Genomic DNA, 15438 nt, shown 5'->3' on the forward strand with positions numbered 1-15438 from the left:
CTCGCCCACCACCCCCCGAGCGGCCCTGCTGCCAAGGGGCGTTGGGCCCGAGGGGCTGTGGGGGTAGGGCGTGGTCGGGTGCGTGGGTGGCTTGGGGCAAGCTGGGGTGTTGCTGCGCGCGACGTCCGGCCTGTCACGTGCGTCCTTCGTACCCCCCGGTCGTCATCCTTGTACCCCCGGTCGTCATCCTTGCGGTGCGGTGCGAGGCCGGTATGAGGCGGGACCACACAGTTGGAGGTTGGAGTGCAGGCGGATGCGGGGCGTGCGGCCGGTGGAACGCGCGAGGGGCCGGTTCCGCAGCCTGAACAGCCGCTGACCAGGCGGGTGTGGGGGACCGAGGTGGTCCTCGTGCTGGCGCTCTCGCTGGGCGCGAGCGCGGTGTCCGCCCTGATCAGCTTCATCGGCGCGCTGACGAAGCCGGGCGGGCTGAAGGACCAGGCGGCGAACCTGAACAGCTCGGCCGCCCCCGGGCGGCCGTGGCTGGATCTCGCCTGGCAGCTGTTCGGCATTTCGGCCGCACTGGTGCCGGTGGCGCTGGTGGCGCACTTCCTGCTCCGGGAAGGGAGCGGCCTGCGTGCGCTGGGGTTCGACGGGACGCGGCCGTGGTCCGACCTCGGCCGGGGGACGCTGGTCGCCGCGGGTATCGGGAGCGCGGGCCTGGCCTTCTACCTGGCCGCCAACGCGAGCGGGTTCAACCTGACGGTGGTGCCGGAGTCACTGCCGGAGGTGTGGTGGAAGTACCCGGTGCTGATTCTGTCGGCGGTGCAGAACTCCGTACTGGAGGAAGTCCTTGTCGTCGGCTATCTGCTGCGCAGGCTGGGGCAGTTGGGCTGGACTCCGATGGCGGCACTCGTGGCCAGTTCGGTGCTGAGGGGCTCGTACCACCTCTATCAGGGGGTGGGCGGCTTCATCGGGAACGTGGTGATGGGCGTCGTCTTCGTCCTGCTGTACCGGAAGTGGGGTCGCGTGGGGCCCTTGGTGGTGGCCCACGCGCTGCTCGACATCGGGGCCTTCGTGGGATACGCGGTGCTGGCAGGGAAGGTGGGGTGGCTGCCCACCCTCTGAGGCACCGGGGGCTGGGTACGGGGGCCCGGGGCCCGCGCATGGCCGTAACGGTGGGGCGGGTATCCCTGGCAGCGCGGGCCGACGGCTCCGGCCGAGGGGTGTCCGGGGGGTGAGCCCTCCGGGTTCGGGCCCGTCAGGGGCAGATCAGGAGTTCGCTGTCGAGGACGGTGACCGCGTGGCCCGTGAGGTGCGTGCGGTCGCCGTGCACGGCCGTGTGGACCAAGCCGGTGCGGACACCGCCCTGAAGGCCGGTGAGTTCGGCGCGGCCCAGGCGGGCTGACCAGAACGGGGCGAGGGCGGTGTGGGCACTGCCCGTCACCGGGTCCTCGTCGATACCGACGGCCGGGAAGAAGCAGCGGGAGACGAAGTCGTAACCCCGCGCCGGGTCTTCGGCGGCGGCCGTCGCGATGACGCCCCGGCGGGAGAGGGCGGCCAGCGCCTTCAAGTCGGGCGCGAGAGCGCGTACCTCCCGCTCGGAACGGAGCTCCACGAGGTAGTCGCCGACGTTGTCGCCCGTGTAGTGGACCGACAAGGGGATCGTCCCGAGGGCTTCGGCGAGGGACTCGGGCTCCTCGGCCGGCAGCAGTGGGGCGGTCGGGAAGTCGAGGGTGAGGGCTCCGTCGGGGCGGGCGGTGGCGGTGAGGATGCCGCTGCGGGTGGCGAAACGGACGGGGGCGGGCGCGGCGGGGCCGCCGGCCGCACGGGTGGTGTGCAGGACGTGGGCCGTGGCGAGGGTGGCGTGGCCGCACATGTTCACCTCCGTGGTGGGGGTGAACCAGCGGAGGGCCCAGTCGGCGTCCGTGTCGCTGCCCGACGCGACGGGGTGGGCGAACGCCGTTTCCGAGAGGTTGAGTTCGGCGGCCACGTGCTGGAGCCACGCGTCGTCCGGAAAGGCGCGGGAGTCCTCCAGGAGGAGAACGGCGGCCGGGTTGCCGTGGAAAGGGGTGGCAGTGAAGGCGTCAACGGTGCGGATGCGCATGGGGGGAGCCTAGGGCGGGGGAGCAGGGGGCGCGGCAGGGCCGATCCGCGGTGGGTGGGCCGGAGCGGGGAGCCGGGGAGTTGCCCGGCCGAGCGGAGAAGTCGTTCCGTAGGGGGGAAAGTACGCCCCAATGGGTGGTTGGGGGAGGAGTGTTGGGTTTTGGGGCGTTAGGGTGCTTCGGTCGTTGTTGGGGCTGAGGAGGCGTTGTGGCCGTATTCATGTTGCAGTTGGCCGAGGGTGTGGACGATGTGGTGGAGGCGCAGGCCGCCGGTCGCACCAAGTCCGGGGAGATCGTGCTGGAGTCGGCCGACGAGCGAGGGAATCCGGTGCGAATCCGGACTTACCGGCCCGAGGCCGTGACCGCGGTCTTCCGTCGGGGGCCCGGGGACTCGGGAAGCTACGGATGGATCCCGCAGCCGGCCAGCGGGACTTGGTGGTGCTACTAGGGCGACTGCGCGAAGGGATGCGGCCGTTGACCGGGACAGCGCACCACCGGCGTGCGGCGTGCGGCGTGCGGCGTGAGTGCGAGTGCGAGTGCGACTCCTGCGCGTGGCGACGTAGGGGGCGTGTGCGCCGGGGCGGGCCGGTCGTGGGCCGGTCGGGAAGGGGCACGGGGTCCCTCGCGCCGGTGAGATGTGCGCGGCTGCGGTCTCCCCGCTACTGAGCCGCCCCGCCCGTGGGATGTTGACCAGCGGGCGGCGTCGCAGGCTCGGAGTTCCGGCCGTCGCGCACCCCAGCCGCCCAGCGCGTCCCGGCGTCGTCCCACGGAGCCTGCGCGCCGTCGGCATGCGGGACTGACGGACCGCCAGGAGTGCCGGCCTCCTCCGGAAGGATGAGAGGCCGGGACGCGGTGCCCACCTTCCGCGGGATGTGCGAATGCTTCCCCGCGCGGATGTTCCGGCGAGCCCCTGCTGATGGGGTGGAGGGGTGCACCACAGCCACGCCCGAAGGGCCTCCGGCTCCCCGGGGGCCGCCCCTCCGCGCGCAGTCGACCAGGCCCAGCTCACCGCCGAGATGGCCACGGTGGTCGCCGGTGCGCGCCGACGGGCGCAGCGGGACGGGGACCGGCAGATCGACACCGCTCATCTGCTGCACTCCCTGATGGAGACGGACCCCGAGGTGCGGGACGCCTTCGAGGGCGGACCCCAGGTGGCGCGGGTGCTCGGCTACCTGGTGCAGCGCAGTATCGGATACGGACTGCGCTGGCAGACCGGGTCCGAGGGCGACGGCAGGGGCGCGACGGGGGTGGCAGGCTGGTCGCCGGCCGCCGTGACGGCGATGGAGTCGGCCCAGCAGCGGGCGGCGGACCGCGACGCCCCGAACGCCGCGGGCACCGACCTGCTGGCCGCGCTAGCCGCCGATGCGGACTGCCGGGCCGTGGAGGTGCTGCGCCGGGCGGGAGTCGACGCCTCGTCGCTGGCGAGCCGGTTGTGCGCCCGCGCCGCAAGGCACCCGGAGGGGGATGAGGGCGGGCACGACGGGCCGCCGTCTCGACAGGCGTCACTCGGGTGAAGGTCCTGACTTCAGCTGGCATGATGTGCCGATGCACGTTCAGGGGAGAAGCGTCGGCCTGGGGCTTGCCCTGACGTCGGCGCTCGCATTCGGTGGATCAGGGGTCGCGGCCAAGCCGCTGATCGAGGCGGGGCTCGACCCGTTGCACGTGGTGTGGCTGCGGGTGGCGGGTGCGGCGCTCGTGATGCTGCCCGTCGCCTGGCGCCACCGCGATCTGGTACGTCGCAAGCCCGCCCTGCTCGCGGGCTTCGGGCTGCTCGCCGTGGCCGGTGTGCAGGCCTTCTATTTCGCCTCGCTGTCCCGCATCCCGGTCGGAGTGGCCCTGCTCGTCGAGTACTTGGCGCCCGCGCTGGTGCTGGGCTGGGTGCGGTTCGTACAGCGTCGGCCGGTGACGCGGGCGGCTGCCCTGGGCGTGGTGCTCGCGGTGGGCGGACTCGCCTGCGTGGTCGAGGTCTGGGCGGGGCTCGGCTTCGACGTGCTGGGACTCCTGCTCGCGCTGGGCGCAGCCTGCTGCCAGGTGGGCTACTTCGTCCTGTCCGACCAGAGTGGGGAGGGCGACGACTCCGCCGACCCGTTGGGCGTCATCGCGTACGGGCTGCTGGTGGGCGCGGTGGTGCTGACCGTCGTGGCGCGGCCGTGGGGGATGAAGTGGGAGCTGCTGGCCGGTTCCGTCGACATGGGCGGCAGCGGGGTGCAGGCGTGGCTGCTGCTCGGCTGGATCGTCCTGGTGGCGACCGTGCTCGCGTATGTCACCGGAGTCGTCTCCGTACGGAAGCTGTCGCCGCAGGTGGCGGGGGTGGTCGCGTGTCTGGAGGCGGTCGTCGCGACGGTGGCGGCCTGGGTGCTGCTGCGGGAGCACCTGTCCCTGCCGCAGGTCGTGGGCGGAGCCGTGGTGCTGATCGGTGCGTTCATCGCGCAGTCGTCGACGCCGAAAGCGGTGGGCGGCGGTCCGGTGGCAGGGGGGCCCGGGAGTCCTGCCGACGCTTCGGGTGCAGGTCCGGGCGGGGACGGGGTCCAGGATGCGGAAGGGACGTTGTCGGCAGGCCGGACCACACCGTAGGGTGACGATCATGATGCGCAGGAACGTACTCCCGCCCCCCGCCGCTCTCTAGCGCGCGGCCGGCCCACTGAGGACGAAGACCGGGCTCGGGCAGTCCCCGAGCGGTTCGTCGCTGCCCGCGCGCGGCCCAGCGAGGACCTTCCTGTCTTTCTTCTTCACGTGGAGACGTGCGTGTCTGCTTCTGTGTTGTCCGTCGGGCGTGGCCTGACGTATCTGATCGTCGCCGGATTCGCCTGGGGCACGGCGGGGGCCGCGGCCTCGCTGGTCTACGGCGTCAGTGACCTCGGGCCCCTGTCGTTGTCGTTCTGGCGTTGTGCGGGCGGGTTGCTGTTGCTGCTCGCCGCCCGGGGGCTGCTGCGCGGCGGTTCCGGCAGGGAGCGGGCCGGGGCCCGCGGGCCGAGGCGTCGGCGGGCGGTGCGGGTGCTGTCCACCGGCATCGCGTTCACCGTCTTCCAGAGCGCCTACTTCGCGGCCGTCCAGGACACCGGCCTCGCCGTTGCCACTGTGATCACCCTGGGCGCCGGGCCGGTGTTCATCGCGCTCGGCGCGCGGGTGCTGCTCGCCGAGCGGCTCGGCGTCGGTGGGATCCTCGCGGTGGCCGGGGCACTGGGCGGGCTCGGTGTGCTGACGGTGGGAGGCGACAGCGGAACGGTACGGCCCTCCGGCGTGCTGCTGGCCCTGCTGTCCGCGGCGGCGTACGCGGTCATGACGCTGCTGACCCGGTGGCTGGGACGCAACGGCGACGGAGCCGACCCGGTTGTGACCACCGCCTGGTCGCTCGCCGTCGGGTCGGTGTGCCTGCTGCCGCTGGCGGTGGGCGAAGGGCTGCTGCCGCACACCGCGCAACTCGGTTCCCTCGTCGGGATGCTGGTGTACATCGCCGCCCTGCCCACGGCCCTGGCCTACGTGCTCTACTTCGCCGGGGCGGCCGTCGTGCGGTCCGCGACCGTGTCCGTGATCATGCTTCTGGAGCCGGTGAGCGCCGCCGTCATCGCTGTCGCCCTGCTCGGCGAGCACCTGACGGCGGCCACCGTCCTGGGGACGCTGCTGCTGCTCGCGGCGGTGGCGGGCCTGGCGTACGGCGAGGCCAGGGCGGCCTCCCGGGTGCGCAGGGCGGCCCTGGCGGTCTGACCGGTCGGCAGCGGTGCCCCGGCCTTCGGCGCTCGTCCCGGCCACCGCCGTGCGCCTCGGCCGGAGAGCTGTTCAGAGGGCGGCGAGGTAGGCGGGAAGCGGGACGGAGGGGTCGAGGTCGTCGGCGGGGACCGGCGTACCGTGACCGCGGGTGAGCGGGAGGACGCCGGTCCAGTACGGAAGGGCCGCGTCCTCCGGCTCGTCGTTGGGGCCGCCGGTGCGGACCTTCGCCGACACTTCGCCGAGATCCAGACGCAGCACGGCGGTGGCGGCCAGCTCCTTCGCGTTCGCGGGGCGCGAGTCCTTCGAGCGGCCGGGGACCACATGGTCGACGAGGGCGTCGAGGGCGATGCGTCGCTCGTCCGCGTCCACGACCGGGCGCGCGGTGCCGAGGACCACCACGGAGCGGTAGTTGATCGAGTGGTGGAAGGCGGAGCGGGCCAGGACCAGGCCGTCGACATGGGTGACGGTCAGGCAGACCTCGATCCCCGGAGCCTCCCCGGTGCGCCCGGCCGCACGCAGCGGGCGCGAGCCCGTCGAACCGTGCACATACAGGCTGTCGCCCCGGCGGGCGTACAGGGTCGGCAGGACGACCGGTGCGCCGTCGCGGACGAAACCGAGGTGACAGACATAGGCCTCGTCGAGGATGGAGTGCACCAGCTCGCGGTCGTAGGAGGCGCGTTCGGGGGAACGGGTCGGGACCGTGCGGCCGGTGGGTGTGTAGGCGTCGGAAGGGGCGGCCACGGGGACGGACCCGCGGGAGGCTTCCTGGGCGGTGGCGGTGCTGCTGTCCTGCATTGCGCTCCCTATTGCACTAGTGCATACTCTCTTTTGTGCTAGGAGAGTATCGGATCAGTGGTCGACGTGCAGCAGAGATTTCGGCGAGCGTGGAGCGGGGGGTGGCTGCCGGTGCGCTGGAGCCGGGTCAACTGCTGCCCGCAATGCGGGAGTTGGCGGCCGAACTGGGGGTCAATCCCAACACCGTGGCGTCCGCGTACCGGACGCTGCGGGAGCGCGGAGTGATCGAGACGGCCGGCCGTCGGGGAAGCCGCGTCCGAGCCCGGCCGGTCAGTACGGCGCGGGACTCGATCCGCGTGGATGTCCCGGCGGGGGTGCGCGATCTGTCCCTGGGCAATCCGGACGTCTCTCTGCTGCCGTCGCTGCGGGACGCCCTGGTGTGGGCCGCCGAACGCGCCGATGAACGGCCTGGACTGTACGGGGAGGACGCCGTCGACCCGGAGCTGGCGCGACTGGCCCGCGCGGAGTTCGACGCGGGCGGCGTTCCCGGGGGGCCGGTGGCGGTGGCTTCCGGCTCTCTGGACGCGATTGAGCGGGTGCTCGCCGTGCACCTGAAGCCGGGGGACCCGGTCGCCGTGGAGGACCCGGGATGGGGCGCGATGCTCGACCTGGTGCCCGCGCTCGGGCTGCGGACCGTGCCAGTGGCCGTGGACGACGACGGACCGCTGCCTCACGAGGTGGAGCGGGCGCTGCGGGACGGGGCGCGGGCGCTCGTGGTGACGGCCAGGGCGCAGAACCCCACGGGGGCTGCGGTGGGTTCTGATCGGGCGCGTGAGCTGCGGGCTGTGCTGGCGGCGTACCCGACCGTGCTGGTGGTCGAGGACGACCACGGGCACGGAATCGTGGATCTGCCGGTGCATCCCGTGGTGGGCGGCCGGGCGCGCGGCGGCCCGTGGGTGTTCGTGCGGTCGGTGTCCAAGGGGTACGGGCCGGATCTGCGGGTCGCGGTCATGACCGGGGACGCGGAGACGGTGGACCGGGTGCGGGGGAGGCAGCGGCTCGGGCCCGGGTGGGTGAGTCTGCTGCTGCAGCGGGCGGTGGTCCGTCTGTGGCGGACGGGGGCCGTCGACACGGAGGCTGTGGCGCGGTCGTACGGGAAGCGCCGGGACGCGTTGATCGCGGCGTTGGCGGAGCGTGGAATCACGGCGCACGGGCGGAGCGGGATGAACGTGTGGGTGCCGGTGGGGGACGAGACGGGGGTGGTGGCGCGGATGCTGCACGCGGGGTGGGCGGTGGCGCCGGGGGCGAGGTTCCGGGTGGGGGCGGGGCGGCAGGGTGTCCGGGTGACGGTGTCGGGGCTGGGTGCGGACGCGGGCGACATCGTGCGGGTCGCGGGTGCGGTGGAGGCGGCGGTGGGGCCGGGGGTCGGGGGGCGGCGGTACGAGTGAGGGGGCCGTCCGGTGGGGGTGGTGGTGCGGTCCGGGGCGTACGTGGGGGCAAGGGGCGCATCACAGGCGGCGCCGCCCAAGAGGGCTACCGGCAGAAAGGGCGGGTCCGGTGTCCAGGGGGGCTACCGGGGGCGGGGGTGGGTTTGGGTGAGGGCGGCGCCGGCGAGGACGATGAGGGCGCCCACCGGCGTCGTCCAGGCGAGGGACTCGCCGAGGAGGGTGACGCCTGCGAGGGTGGCGATGACTGGGATGAAGTACGTGACCATCTGGGCGGTCGTCGGGCCCACCTCCGTCACCAGTGTGTACTGCAGGAGCATCGCAAACCCCGTTCCCAGTGCGCCCAGGGCGACGACGGACAGTACGGGCAGGAGTGGGTAGCTCGTCGGAACGGTGGTGAACAGGGGCGTGACGACCGCGAGTTGTGCGGTGGCCAGCAGTACCTGGGTGCCCGTCATGGAGAGCGCGGAGTCGGTGCTGCCGCCGAGGGTGCGACGCAGGTAGATCCAGCCGACCGGGTAGCTGAGGGAGGCGAGAAGGGCCATCGCCGTGCCGCTCGGGTCCAGGCCGGAGAAGCCCTGCCAGGCGCCCAGGACGGTGAGTACCCCGAGGAAGCCCAGGCCGAGACCTGCGACGCGGCGGCGGGTGGGGCGGTCTTCGGACAGCGCGATGAGGGACAGCGCCATGCCCCAGAGCGGGGGCGTGGCGTTGCAGATGCCCGCGAGGGTCGAAGGGATCGTCAGCTCGGAGTAGGCGAAGAGCGAGAACGGGAGGGCGTTGAGGAAGAACGCGGCGACCATGAGGTGCGCCCAGGTCCGGGTCGAGCGGGGGAGACGCGTGCGCTTGACCGCCATCGCTGCGAGAAGGACGACGCTGCCGAACAGGAGACGGCCGAAGGTGACCTGGAAAGGTGCGAACGCGCCGGTGCCGACCTTGATGAAGAGGAAACTGAAGCCCCATACGAGAGCGAGTGCCGCGAAGCGGACGCGCCAGTCGAGGGCTCGGAAGGCGCCCGGGCGGTTTGCCCGCAGGGTGCGTCGGCCGTGCGGAACGGCGGTCAAGGAGGTCATGGCAGCAACGATGACGGGAGTGATCTCGTAGCACAAGCAAGTTCTGATGGGAGGACCGCGTAGCATTGCTTACATGTTGAACCTGGAGCGGTTGCGCACCCTGGACGCCCTCGCCCGGCACGGCTCGGTGAGCGGGGCGGCCGAGGGGCTGCATGTCACCACGTCCGCGGTGTCGCAGCAGCTGGCCAAACTGGAACGAGAGGTCGGCGAGCCGCTGCTCGCCAAGAACGGCAGGGGCGTCCGGCTCACCGAAGCGGGGCGACTGCTCGCCGGGCACGCGGCGCGGATCCTCTCGCAGGTCGAGCGCGCGCAGTCGGACATCGAGGCGCAGCGGGGGCGGGTGGTGGGCGACCTCGCGATGGCGGCGTTCCCGACCGCGGCCCGTGGGCTGGTGCCGTCCGCGCTGGCCGCCCTGCGCATGTCGCACCCGCAACTCCGCGTGCTGATGCGGGAGGTGGAACCCGACGCCGCGGTGCGCGGGGTGGTGCGCGGGGACTTCGACCTCGCCGTCGTACTCGACTGGTACAACAAGCCGCTGTCCATGCCGGCCGGGCTCGCCAAGCGGGCGCTGCTGGAGGACCCGGCGGACGTGGCAATGCCCGCCGGGCATCCGCTCGCCGAGCGCGAGGAGGTGGAGCTCGCCGAGTTCGCCGAGGACGACTGGGTGACGTGGGCGGAGGGCGAGTTCTGTCACGAGTGGCTGCTGCTGACGTTGCGGGGGGAGGGCGTGGAGCCGAGGCTCGCGCACGTGGCGGGCGAACACGCAACCCAACTCGCTTTGGTGGAAGCGGGTCTGGGTGTGTGCGTCGCGCCCAGGCTCGGACGCGGTCCGGTACCGGACGGCGTGCGGGTCGTCCCCGTACGGCATGCGATGCGGCGGCACGTGTACGCCGTGTGGCGGGCGGACGCCGACCGGCGGCCGTCGGTTCGCGCGGCCGTGGACGCGCTTGCCGAGGCGGGAGCGCGCATGTCGAGCTGACGCCCTCGGGGCGGCGGTACCGGTGGGCGGCGCCGGCCCCGGGGACGCTCAGAGAGCGGCCAGTTTACGGAAGTCCCAGGAGACGACCGAGTCCGGCGTCAGGCGCAGCCAGGCGTGCCGGCCGTCGTGCGGCATCTCGTCGAGGTGGAAGTACTTGGCGGCGAACAGGGCCTCGGGGCGGTCGAGTTCGGGGCATGCCTCGCCCGTACGGGGAACCTCGCCGACGAAGGCGGCGGTGCCGGTGAGCTCGACGCCGCGCAGCTCCGCGTACTCCGTTCCGTCGTCCACCACGACGGCGATGCGCGGGTCCTTGCGCAGCTGTGCCCAGCGGCGGCTGCGGGTGATCGAGTACAGCCACAGCGACGTACCGTCCCAGACGAACCACAGGGCGCCGATGTGCGGGGCGCCGTCCGACGAGACGGTGGCCACCCGGCAGGTGCGCTGCTCCGTGAGGTAGGTGTCGCGTTCGGCGTCGCTCATCATGATGCGGCGTCCGCGGCGCTGCGTGCCGGTCTGTGTCATACGGGCCCCTCGGCAAGGAAGTCGATGTGGCGTCAGGAATCATGCGGGCTCTTCCTCCCGTACGCAATGGCCGTTACCCTCGCGCGCTGTGTCAGGAAGGGGTCGTGGGCGAGCCCGGCGCACTGCCCGAACTGGCGCTGGAGGAAAGGGAGTCCGGCGCGTGGGGTGCTGCGCAACCTCGGCTGCCGATCGGTGGCGGCGGCGGGGGCCGCGGTGCACGCAGCGGTGCCGAACGCAGTGTTCGACCTGGTCAACACAGGGTTCGCGGTCGTGGTGGCGCGCGATGCCGTGGCGGGGGTGCCCAGGGAGTACGCGCAGGCGGTGATGCGGTATTCCCCGGCGCTGGTGGCGGAGGAGGTGTCGGCGGAGGACGTGATGGCGTGCTGGTAGCGGGGACGGAGGCATGGCCCCGAGGATGCCTCCGGCTCCGGATCCGCTGACGGATCCGGGGCCGGGGGTCAGCGGAGGGGCGGCTGAGTGGCGGTGGCGGCGGCGGTGGCGGTGCGGAGCGACTCGCGGATCTCGTCGAGGGGTTTGAACGGGGCGTAGACCGTGAGGGCCGCGGGGGACTTGGCGAGGTGGAGCGTGTCGGGTGCGGGGGTGGTCTCGCCGTCGTGGGCGAGGAGGTCCACGTGCGCGAGGCCGGTCAGGGAGAGACGCTCGACGCGTTCGGCGCGGAAGACGTGGGACCGGCCGAGGGCTCCGGCCAGGGCGGAGATCACCAGGCGGGTGCGGGCCAGCCGGGCCTCGGCGTCGACGGTACGGACGTCCAGCAGGCCGTCGTCGAGCCGGGGGCGGTGCGTGGGCGCGAGACCGTCCGGAAGATAGCGGCCGTTGCCCGCGAACAGCAGCCACAGCGAACGCCGTTCGCCGTCGAGTGTGATGTCGAGCGGGGTGGCGTCGCGCAGGACGCCGAAGAGGGAGAGGGCAGCGGCGGGCCACTTCCCGAGACGCCCCTCCCACTGCTCCCGCCTGCGCACCAGCTCGGGGTAGAGACCGATGCTGAAGGTGTTCACGAAGTCTGTGACGCGTGCGCCGTCCCCGTCGGTGACGCGGGCCAGGTCTACCCGTACCGCCTCGCCGTAGTGGACCGCGTGCGCCGTGTCCTCGAACGTGGTGGCGCCCGCGTCCAGGGCGAAGTGGTTGAGGGTGCCGCCGGGGAAGACCGCCAGCGGGAGACCGGCCCGCGCGGCTCGCGCCGCCGCCGCGCTCACCGTGCCGTCGCCGCCGCACACGCCCAGGACTCCGGCCCGCTCACCCGCCCGTGCCACCGCCTTGTCCAGGACGGCCATGAGGTCGTCGCCCGCGCCGCAGGCCATGATCTCGGCCTCGGGGAGGAGCAGCCGCAGGTGCTCGCGGGCGGGCAGCCGGCCCGGAACGCCCTTGCCCGAGCCCGAGTTGACCGCCACGACCAGCCCCTCGCCGCGGGGCAGCGCGGGCGCTTCCACCCGGGTGCGGCCGTCGCGTACGTACGCGGGGCGCGGCGGCCACCAGTGACAGGTGACGGCTGCGGCGGCCACGCCCAGCGCACATCCGGCGAGCACGTCACCCGGGTAGTGCACGCCGACGTACACCCGGGAGAAGGCCACTGCGGCGGCGACCGGCGCGAGCAGCGCACCGTAGCGGGGTGCCTCCAGAGCCACCCCGGCGACGAAGGCGGCCGCCGAGGCGGAGTGGCCGGAGGGGAAGGAGGACGTCCAAGGAGCCCTCGACGGGCGCCGGACGAACGGGACGGCCTCGAAGGCGGGCCGGTTGCGGCGTACCGCGTACTTGGCGACCGCGTTGGTGGTCAGCGACGCCAGGGCGAGCGAGCCCGCGCCGCGACGGGCCGCACGCCGTGCGGCCGGACCGCCGACCGCGGCCAGGACCGCCGCCGTGCCGAGCCACAGGCGGCCGTGGTTCGCGGCGGTGGACAGGGCAGGCAGGACCCGGTCCGCGCCGGGGAGGTGGGCGGCGGCGACCTTGTCGAACCAGCGGTGGTCGATCCTGCTGAGGCGCGTCATGTCACTTGCGTACCCGGTGACGGGGCGACAAGCCTGCTGGAAGGGGCCGAGCGGGTGGAGCGTGGGCGGGGGCAACCGCAGGGCGTGCGCGGGGGTGGTCTCCACCGGGATCTCCGATTCTCTCTTGGTAATGGATCCCATTTTCATGTAGCGTGTCCCGCGTCAAAGGATCGAGGAGGCCCCCATGGCTGTTCCCAAGCGGAAGATGTCCCGCAGCAACACCCGTCACCGTCGCGCCCAGTGGAAGGCCAGCACCCCCCGGCTGGTACCGATCACGGTGGACGGCACCAGCTACCTGGTGCCTCAGCGGCTGGTCAAGGCGTACGAGCGCGGCCTGCTGCGCCCGGAGGACTGAGCCGAAGTGAGCCGACACCGTCTGCCCGTCACCGTGCTGTCCGGGTTCCTCGGTGCGGGGAAGACCACCCTGCTCAACCATGTCCTGGGCAACCGTGAGGGTCTCCGGGTCGCGGTGATCGTCAACGACATGAGCGAGGTCAACATCGACGCGGCCCTCGTCCGCGGCGGCGAGGCCTCCCTCTCGCGCACCGAGGAACGCCTCGTCGAGATGACGAATGGCTGCATCTGCTGCACCCTCCGCGACGACCTGCTGGAAGAGGTCGGCCGGCTGGCCCGCGAGGGCCGCTTCGACCACCTGCTCATCGAGTCCAGCGGCATCTCCGAACCGATGCCGGTGGCGGCCACCTTCTCCTTCGCCCGCGACGACGGCAGCACTCTCGGCGAACTCGCCCGCCTCGACACCATGGTCACCGTCGTCGACGCGGCCAACTTCCTGCCCGAACTGACCGGTGGCGACGGACTTGCCGAGCGCGGACTGGACCAGTACGAGGACGACGAACGGACTGTCAGCGACCTCCTCATGGACCAGGTCGAGTTCGCCGACGTGCTCGTGCTCAACAAGCTCGACCTCGTCCCCGCCGCGGAAGCCGACCGGCTCAGGGCCGCTCTCGTACGGCTCAACCCCCTCGCCCGCATCGTCCCCGCCACCCACGGCGCGGTGGCGCTGCACGAGGTGCTGGGCACCGGACTCTTCGACGTCGAGCGTGCCCAGCAAGCGCCCGGCTGGGTCAGGGAACTCAACGGCGACCACGTCCCGGAGACCGAGGAGTACGGCATCTCCTCCACCGTCTTCCGCGCCGACCGGCCGTTCCACCCCGGGCGATTGTGGACCCTGGTGACCGAACAGCTCGACAGTGGGCGCTACGGACAGGTCCTGCGGTCGAAGGGGTTCTTCTGGCTGGCCACCCGGCCACGGGTGACGGGGCTGTGGTCGCAGGCGGGTTCCGTCGCGCGCTTCGAGCCCTCGGGCGCCCGGGACGACGCCCACTGGCAGGGCCAGGAACTGGTCTTCATCGGCACCGGGCTGCGCACCGAGGTGCTGCGGGCCGACCTGACCGCCTGCCTGCTGGCCGACGGCGAACAGGTGCCGGCCGAGGACGCGTTCCCCGCCTGGGAGACCCACGGCATCGACGACGCCTGCGCACACGACCCCGGGCCGGTGGCCGCCGGAGTCGCCCACGCATGAGAACTCCGGGCCGGACGGTGGTCGCAGCCACGGCACCGTCCGGCCCGGCCCCGCAGCGCTCGCCCCGGCAACCGCACTCTCGCGGGGGCCGGGGCTTCGACCTGGCCCGGCCACCGATGCTGCGCCTCGCACTGATCAAGCTGGGGCGGGGGACGTACCGGCTACTGATGACCACCCACCACATCATCTGGGACGGCGTCCCCGCCCGCCGCCGACCTGCCTCCCGTACCGCAGGAACAGGTCACCCGGCTCGTCCCCGACGACCTCCTGACGCGGCTCGCCGAGCGCGCCCGCACCGGCGGGGTGACACTCAACACCCAGTCCACGCGGCCTGGGCTGACGGCTGCCGTACAACGGCGGGACTCCCGGTGGACGGGCCCCGGCGAAGCCGCCCGGCACCGCCGGGAGTCGCGCACGCCCGGGGGTGCGACGGACGGCGTCGACGGTCCCCGGGGCCGCCCCGGTGACGTGGCGGGACGGCACCGCGTGCCGTATAGCCTGGCGAAATGCTGACCGAAGTCATCGCGACCCGCTACGTCACGCCCCTGCGTGAGGGCGGCTCGCTCCCGGGGATCGTCGAGGCCGACGACCTCGGCACGTACGTCATGAAATTCACCGGCGCCGGGCAGGGGCGCAAGACGCTCGTCGCCGAGGTGATCTGCGGCGAGCTGGGCCGACGGCTCGGGCTGCGGGTGCCGCGCCTGGTGGCGATGGACCTGGACCCCGTCATCGGGCTGGGGGAGCCCGACCAGGAGGTGCAGGAGCTGCTCAAGGCGAGCGGCGGGCTGAACCTCGGGATGGACTTCCTGCCGGGGTCGATCGGCTTCGACCCGCTCGCCTACGAGGTGGGCCCGGCCGAGGCGGGGCAGGTGGTCTGGTTCGACGCGCTGATCAACAACGTCGACCGGTCCTGGCGCAACCCCAACATGATGGTCTGGCACGGCGACCTGTGGCTCATCGATCACGGTGCCACCATGATCTGGCAGCACAACTGGCCCACCGCGCAGGCCGCCGCCGCCAAGCCGTACAACGCCTCGGACCACGTCCTGGCCCGCTTCCAACCGGACATCGGCGCCGCCGCGCGCGAGCTGGCTCCACAAGTCACCGAGGACCTGCTCACCGAGGTCGCCGCGCAGGTGCCCGACGTCTGGCTGACGGACGAGCCCGGCTTCGACAGCCCGGACGGACTGCGCCGCGCGTACGTGGAGGCGCTGCTGCCGCGCGCCGCCACCATTCACGAGCGCATCACGCTCGAAGCACCCACCAAGGACCGCCCCTCGCAGGCACCGGGCTGGCTCACCGACCACGTCAGGCCGTGGCCGCATCCGACGAAGAAGGACCAGCAGATGCAGCAGGACGGCGGCGCCAAGTGAGCGGGCGGACGCAGGGTG

The 15438-nt window shown here is 72.8% G+C and carries 16 protein-coding genes; 11 read left to right on the plus strand and 5 right to left on the minus strand.

Features of this window, described 5'->3' with window-relative positions:
- Positions 1-243 precede the first annotated feature (243 nt).
- Positions 244-1065 carry a CPBP family intramembrane glutamic endopeptidase gene (locus HNQ79_RS20740; RefSeq protein WP_373312592.1) on the plus strand — a complete coding sequence of 274 codons (822 nt, stop codon included), beginning with the start codon at positions 244-246 and terminating at the stop codon, positions 1063-1065.
- A gap of 133 nt (positions 1066-1198) precedes the next feature.
- Here HNQ79_RS20740 and HNQ79_RS20745 read toward each other — a convergent pair whose 3' ends face one another.
- Complete coding sequence (locus HNQ79_RS20745; RefSeq protein ID WP_185033278.1) at positions 1199-2044, minus strand: PhzF family protein; 846 nt, start codon at positions 2042-2044, stop codon at positions 1199-1201.
- Positions 2045-2250: 206 nt separating this feature from the next.
- Between HNQ79_RS20745 and HNQ79_RS20750 the strand changes: the two genes are divergently transcribed.
- From HNQ79_RS20750 to HNQ79_RS20765, 4 genes are all read left to right on the plus strand, one after another.
- The gene (locus tag HNQ79_RS20750) at positions 2251-2490 is read left to right on the plus strand and encodes a hypothetical protein (protein WP_229923611.1); all 240 of its coding nucleotides are present in this window, start codon (positions 2251-2253) and stop codon (positions 2488-2490) included.
- A gap of 481 nt (positions 2491-2971) precedes the next feature.
- Entirely contained in the window at positions 2972-3556 is a 585-nt protein-coding gene (locus HNQ79_RS20755) for a Clp protease N-terminal domain-containing protein (protein ID WP_373312591.1), read from the plus strand.
- Between the two features lie 31 nt (positions 3557-3587).
- On the plus strand, positions 3588-4616 hold the full coding sequence (locus tag HNQ79_RS20760; protein ID WP_185033280.1) for an EamA family transporter: 1029 nt from the start codon (positions 3588-3590) through the stop codon (positions 4614-4616).
- Between the two features lie 171 nt (positions 4617-4787).
- Positions 4788-5747, plus strand: coding sequence for a DMT family transporter (locus HNQ79_RS20765; RefSeq protein WP_229923610.1), 960 nt, complete (start codon positions 4788-4790; stop codon positions 5745-5747).
- Positions 5748-5819: 72 nt separating this feature from the next.
- Here the strand turns inward: HNQ79_RS20765 and HNQ79_RS20770 are convergent, their stop codons facing one another.
- Positions 5820-6545, minus strand: coding sequence for a pyridoxamine 5'-phosphate oxidase family protein (locus HNQ79_RS20770; protein ID WP_185033281.1), 726 nt, complete (start codon positions 6543-6545; stop codon positions 5820-5822).
- A gap of 35 nt (positions 6546-6580) precedes the next feature.
- On the opposite strand from HNQ79_RS20770, the gene HNQ79_RS20775 reads away from it, so the two are divergent.
- Positions 6581-7933: an aminotransferase class I/II-fold pyridoxal phosphate-dependent enzyme gene (locus tag HNQ79_RS20775; protein WP_185033284.1), complete on the plus strand. Its 1353-nt coding sequence runs from the start codon at positions 6581-6583 to the stop codon at positions 7931-7933.
- 122 nt (positions 7934-8055) lie between these two features.
- Here HNQ79_RS20775 and HNQ79_RS20780 read toward each other — a convergent pair whose 3' ends face one another.
- On the minus strand, positions 8056-9036 hold the full coding sequence (locus HNQ79_RS20780) for a DMT family transporter (RefSeq protein ID WP_229923609.1): 981 nt from the start codon (positions 9034-9036) through the stop codon (positions 8056-8058).
- 37 nt (positions 9037-9073) lie between these two features.
- Here HNQ79_RS20780 and HNQ79_RS20785 point away from each other — a divergent pair, with 37 nt between their 5' ends.
- Positions 9074-9979: a LysR family transcriptional regulator gene (locus HNQ79_RS20785; protein WP_185033288.1), complete on the plus strand. Its 906-nt coding sequence runs from the start codon at positions 9074-9076 to the stop codon at positions 9977-9979.
- A gap of 48 nt (positions 9980-10027) precedes the next feature.
- Here HNQ79_RS20785 and HNQ79_RS20790 read toward each other — a convergent pair whose 3' ends face one another.
- Complete coding sequence (locus tag HNQ79_RS20790) at positions 10028-10501, minus strand: pyridoxamine 5'-phosphate oxidase family protein (protein WP_185033290.1); 474 nt, start codon at positions 10499-10501, stop codon at positions 10028-10030.
- Positions 10502-10666: 165 nt separating this feature from the next.
- Between HNQ79_RS20790 and HNQ79_RS20795 the strand changes: the two genes are divergently transcribed.
- Positions 10667-10891, plus strand: a complete 225-nt coding sequence (locus HNQ79_RS20795) for an isochorismatase family protein (RefSeq protein ID WP_185033293.1) — start codon at positions 10667-10669, stop codon at positions 10889-10891.
- Between the two features lie 68 nt (positions 10892-10959).
- On the opposite strand, the gene HNQ79_RS20800 is transcribed toward HNQ79_RS20795, so the two are convergent.
- On the minus strand, positions 10960-12504 hold the full coding sequence (locus HNQ79_RS20800) for a bifunctional phosphatase PAP2/diacylglycerol kinase family protein (RefSeq protein ID WP_185033295.1): 1545 nt from the start codon (positions 12502-12504) through the stop codon (positions 10960-10962).
- A gap of 184 nt (positions 12505-12688) precedes the next feature.
- On the opposite strand from HNQ79_RS20800, the gene rpmF reads away from it, so the two are divergent.
- From rpmF to HNQ79_RS20815, 3 genes are all read left to right on the plus strand, one after another.
- The gene (gene rpmF / locus HNQ79_RS20805; RefSeq protein ID WP_185033297.1) at positions 12689-12859 is read left to right on the plus strand and encodes a 50S ribosomal protein L32; all 171 of its coding nucleotides are present in this window, start codon (positions 12689-12691) and stop codon (positions 12857-12859) included.
- Positions 12860-12865: 6 nt separating this feature from the next.
- Positions 12866-14047: a GTP-binding protein gene (locus HNQ79_RS20810; protein WP_185033299.1), complete on the plus strand. Its 1182-nt coding sequence runs from the start codon at positions 12866-12868 to the stop codon at positions 14045-14047.
- Positions 14048-14553: 506 nt separating this feature from the next.
- On the plus strand, positions 14554-15420 hold the full coding sequence (locus HNQ79_RS20815; protein WP_185033300.1) for a HipA family kinase: 867 nt from the start codon (positions 14554-14556) through the stop codon (positions 15418-15420).
- The last annotated feature ends 18 nt before the right edge of the window (positions 15421-15438 follow it).

The sequence above is a fragment of the Streptomyces candidus genome, assembly GCF_014207445.1.
GTDB classification, from domain to species: Bacteria; Actinomycetota; Actinomycetes; order Streptomycetales; family Streptomycetaceae; genus Streptomyces; species Streptomyces candidus.

Excerpts from the sequence above, each read along its gene's own strand:
- HNQ79_RS20785 (WP_185033288.1), top strand. The coding sequence starts at position 9,074 with ATGTTGAACCTGGAGCGGTTGCGCACCCTGGACGCCCTCGCCCGGCAC.
- HNQ79_RS20800 (WP_185033295.1), bottom strand. The coding sequence starts at position 12,504 with ATGACGCGCCTCAGCAGGATCGACCACCGCTGGTTCGACAAGGTCGCC.
- HNQ79_RS20760 (WP_185033280.1), top strand. The coding sequence starts at position 3,588 with ATGCACGTTCAGGGGAGAAGCGTCGGCCTGGGGCTTGCCCTGACGTCG.
- HNQ79_RS20815 (WP_185033300.1), top strand. The coding sequence starts at position 14,554 with ATGCTGACCGAAGTCATCGCGACCCGCTACGTCACGCCCCTGCGTGAG.
- HNQ79_RS20770 (WP_185033281.1), bottom strand. The coding sequence starts at position 6,545 with ATGCAGGACAGCAGCACCGCCACCGCCCAGGAAGCCTCCCGCGGGTCC.
- HNQ79_RS20790 (WP_185033290.1), bottom strand. The coding sequence starts at position 10,501 with ATGACACAGACCGGCACGCAGCGCCGCGGACGCCGCATCATGATGAGC.
- rpmF (WP_185033297.1), top strand. The coding sequence starts at position 12,689 with ATGGCTGTTCCCAAGCGGAAGATGTCCCGCAGCAACACCCGTCACCGT.
- HNQ79_RS20745 (WP_185033278.1), bottom strand. The coding sequence starts at position 2,044 with ATGCGCATCCGCACCGTTGACGCCTTCACTGCCACCCCTTTCCACGGC.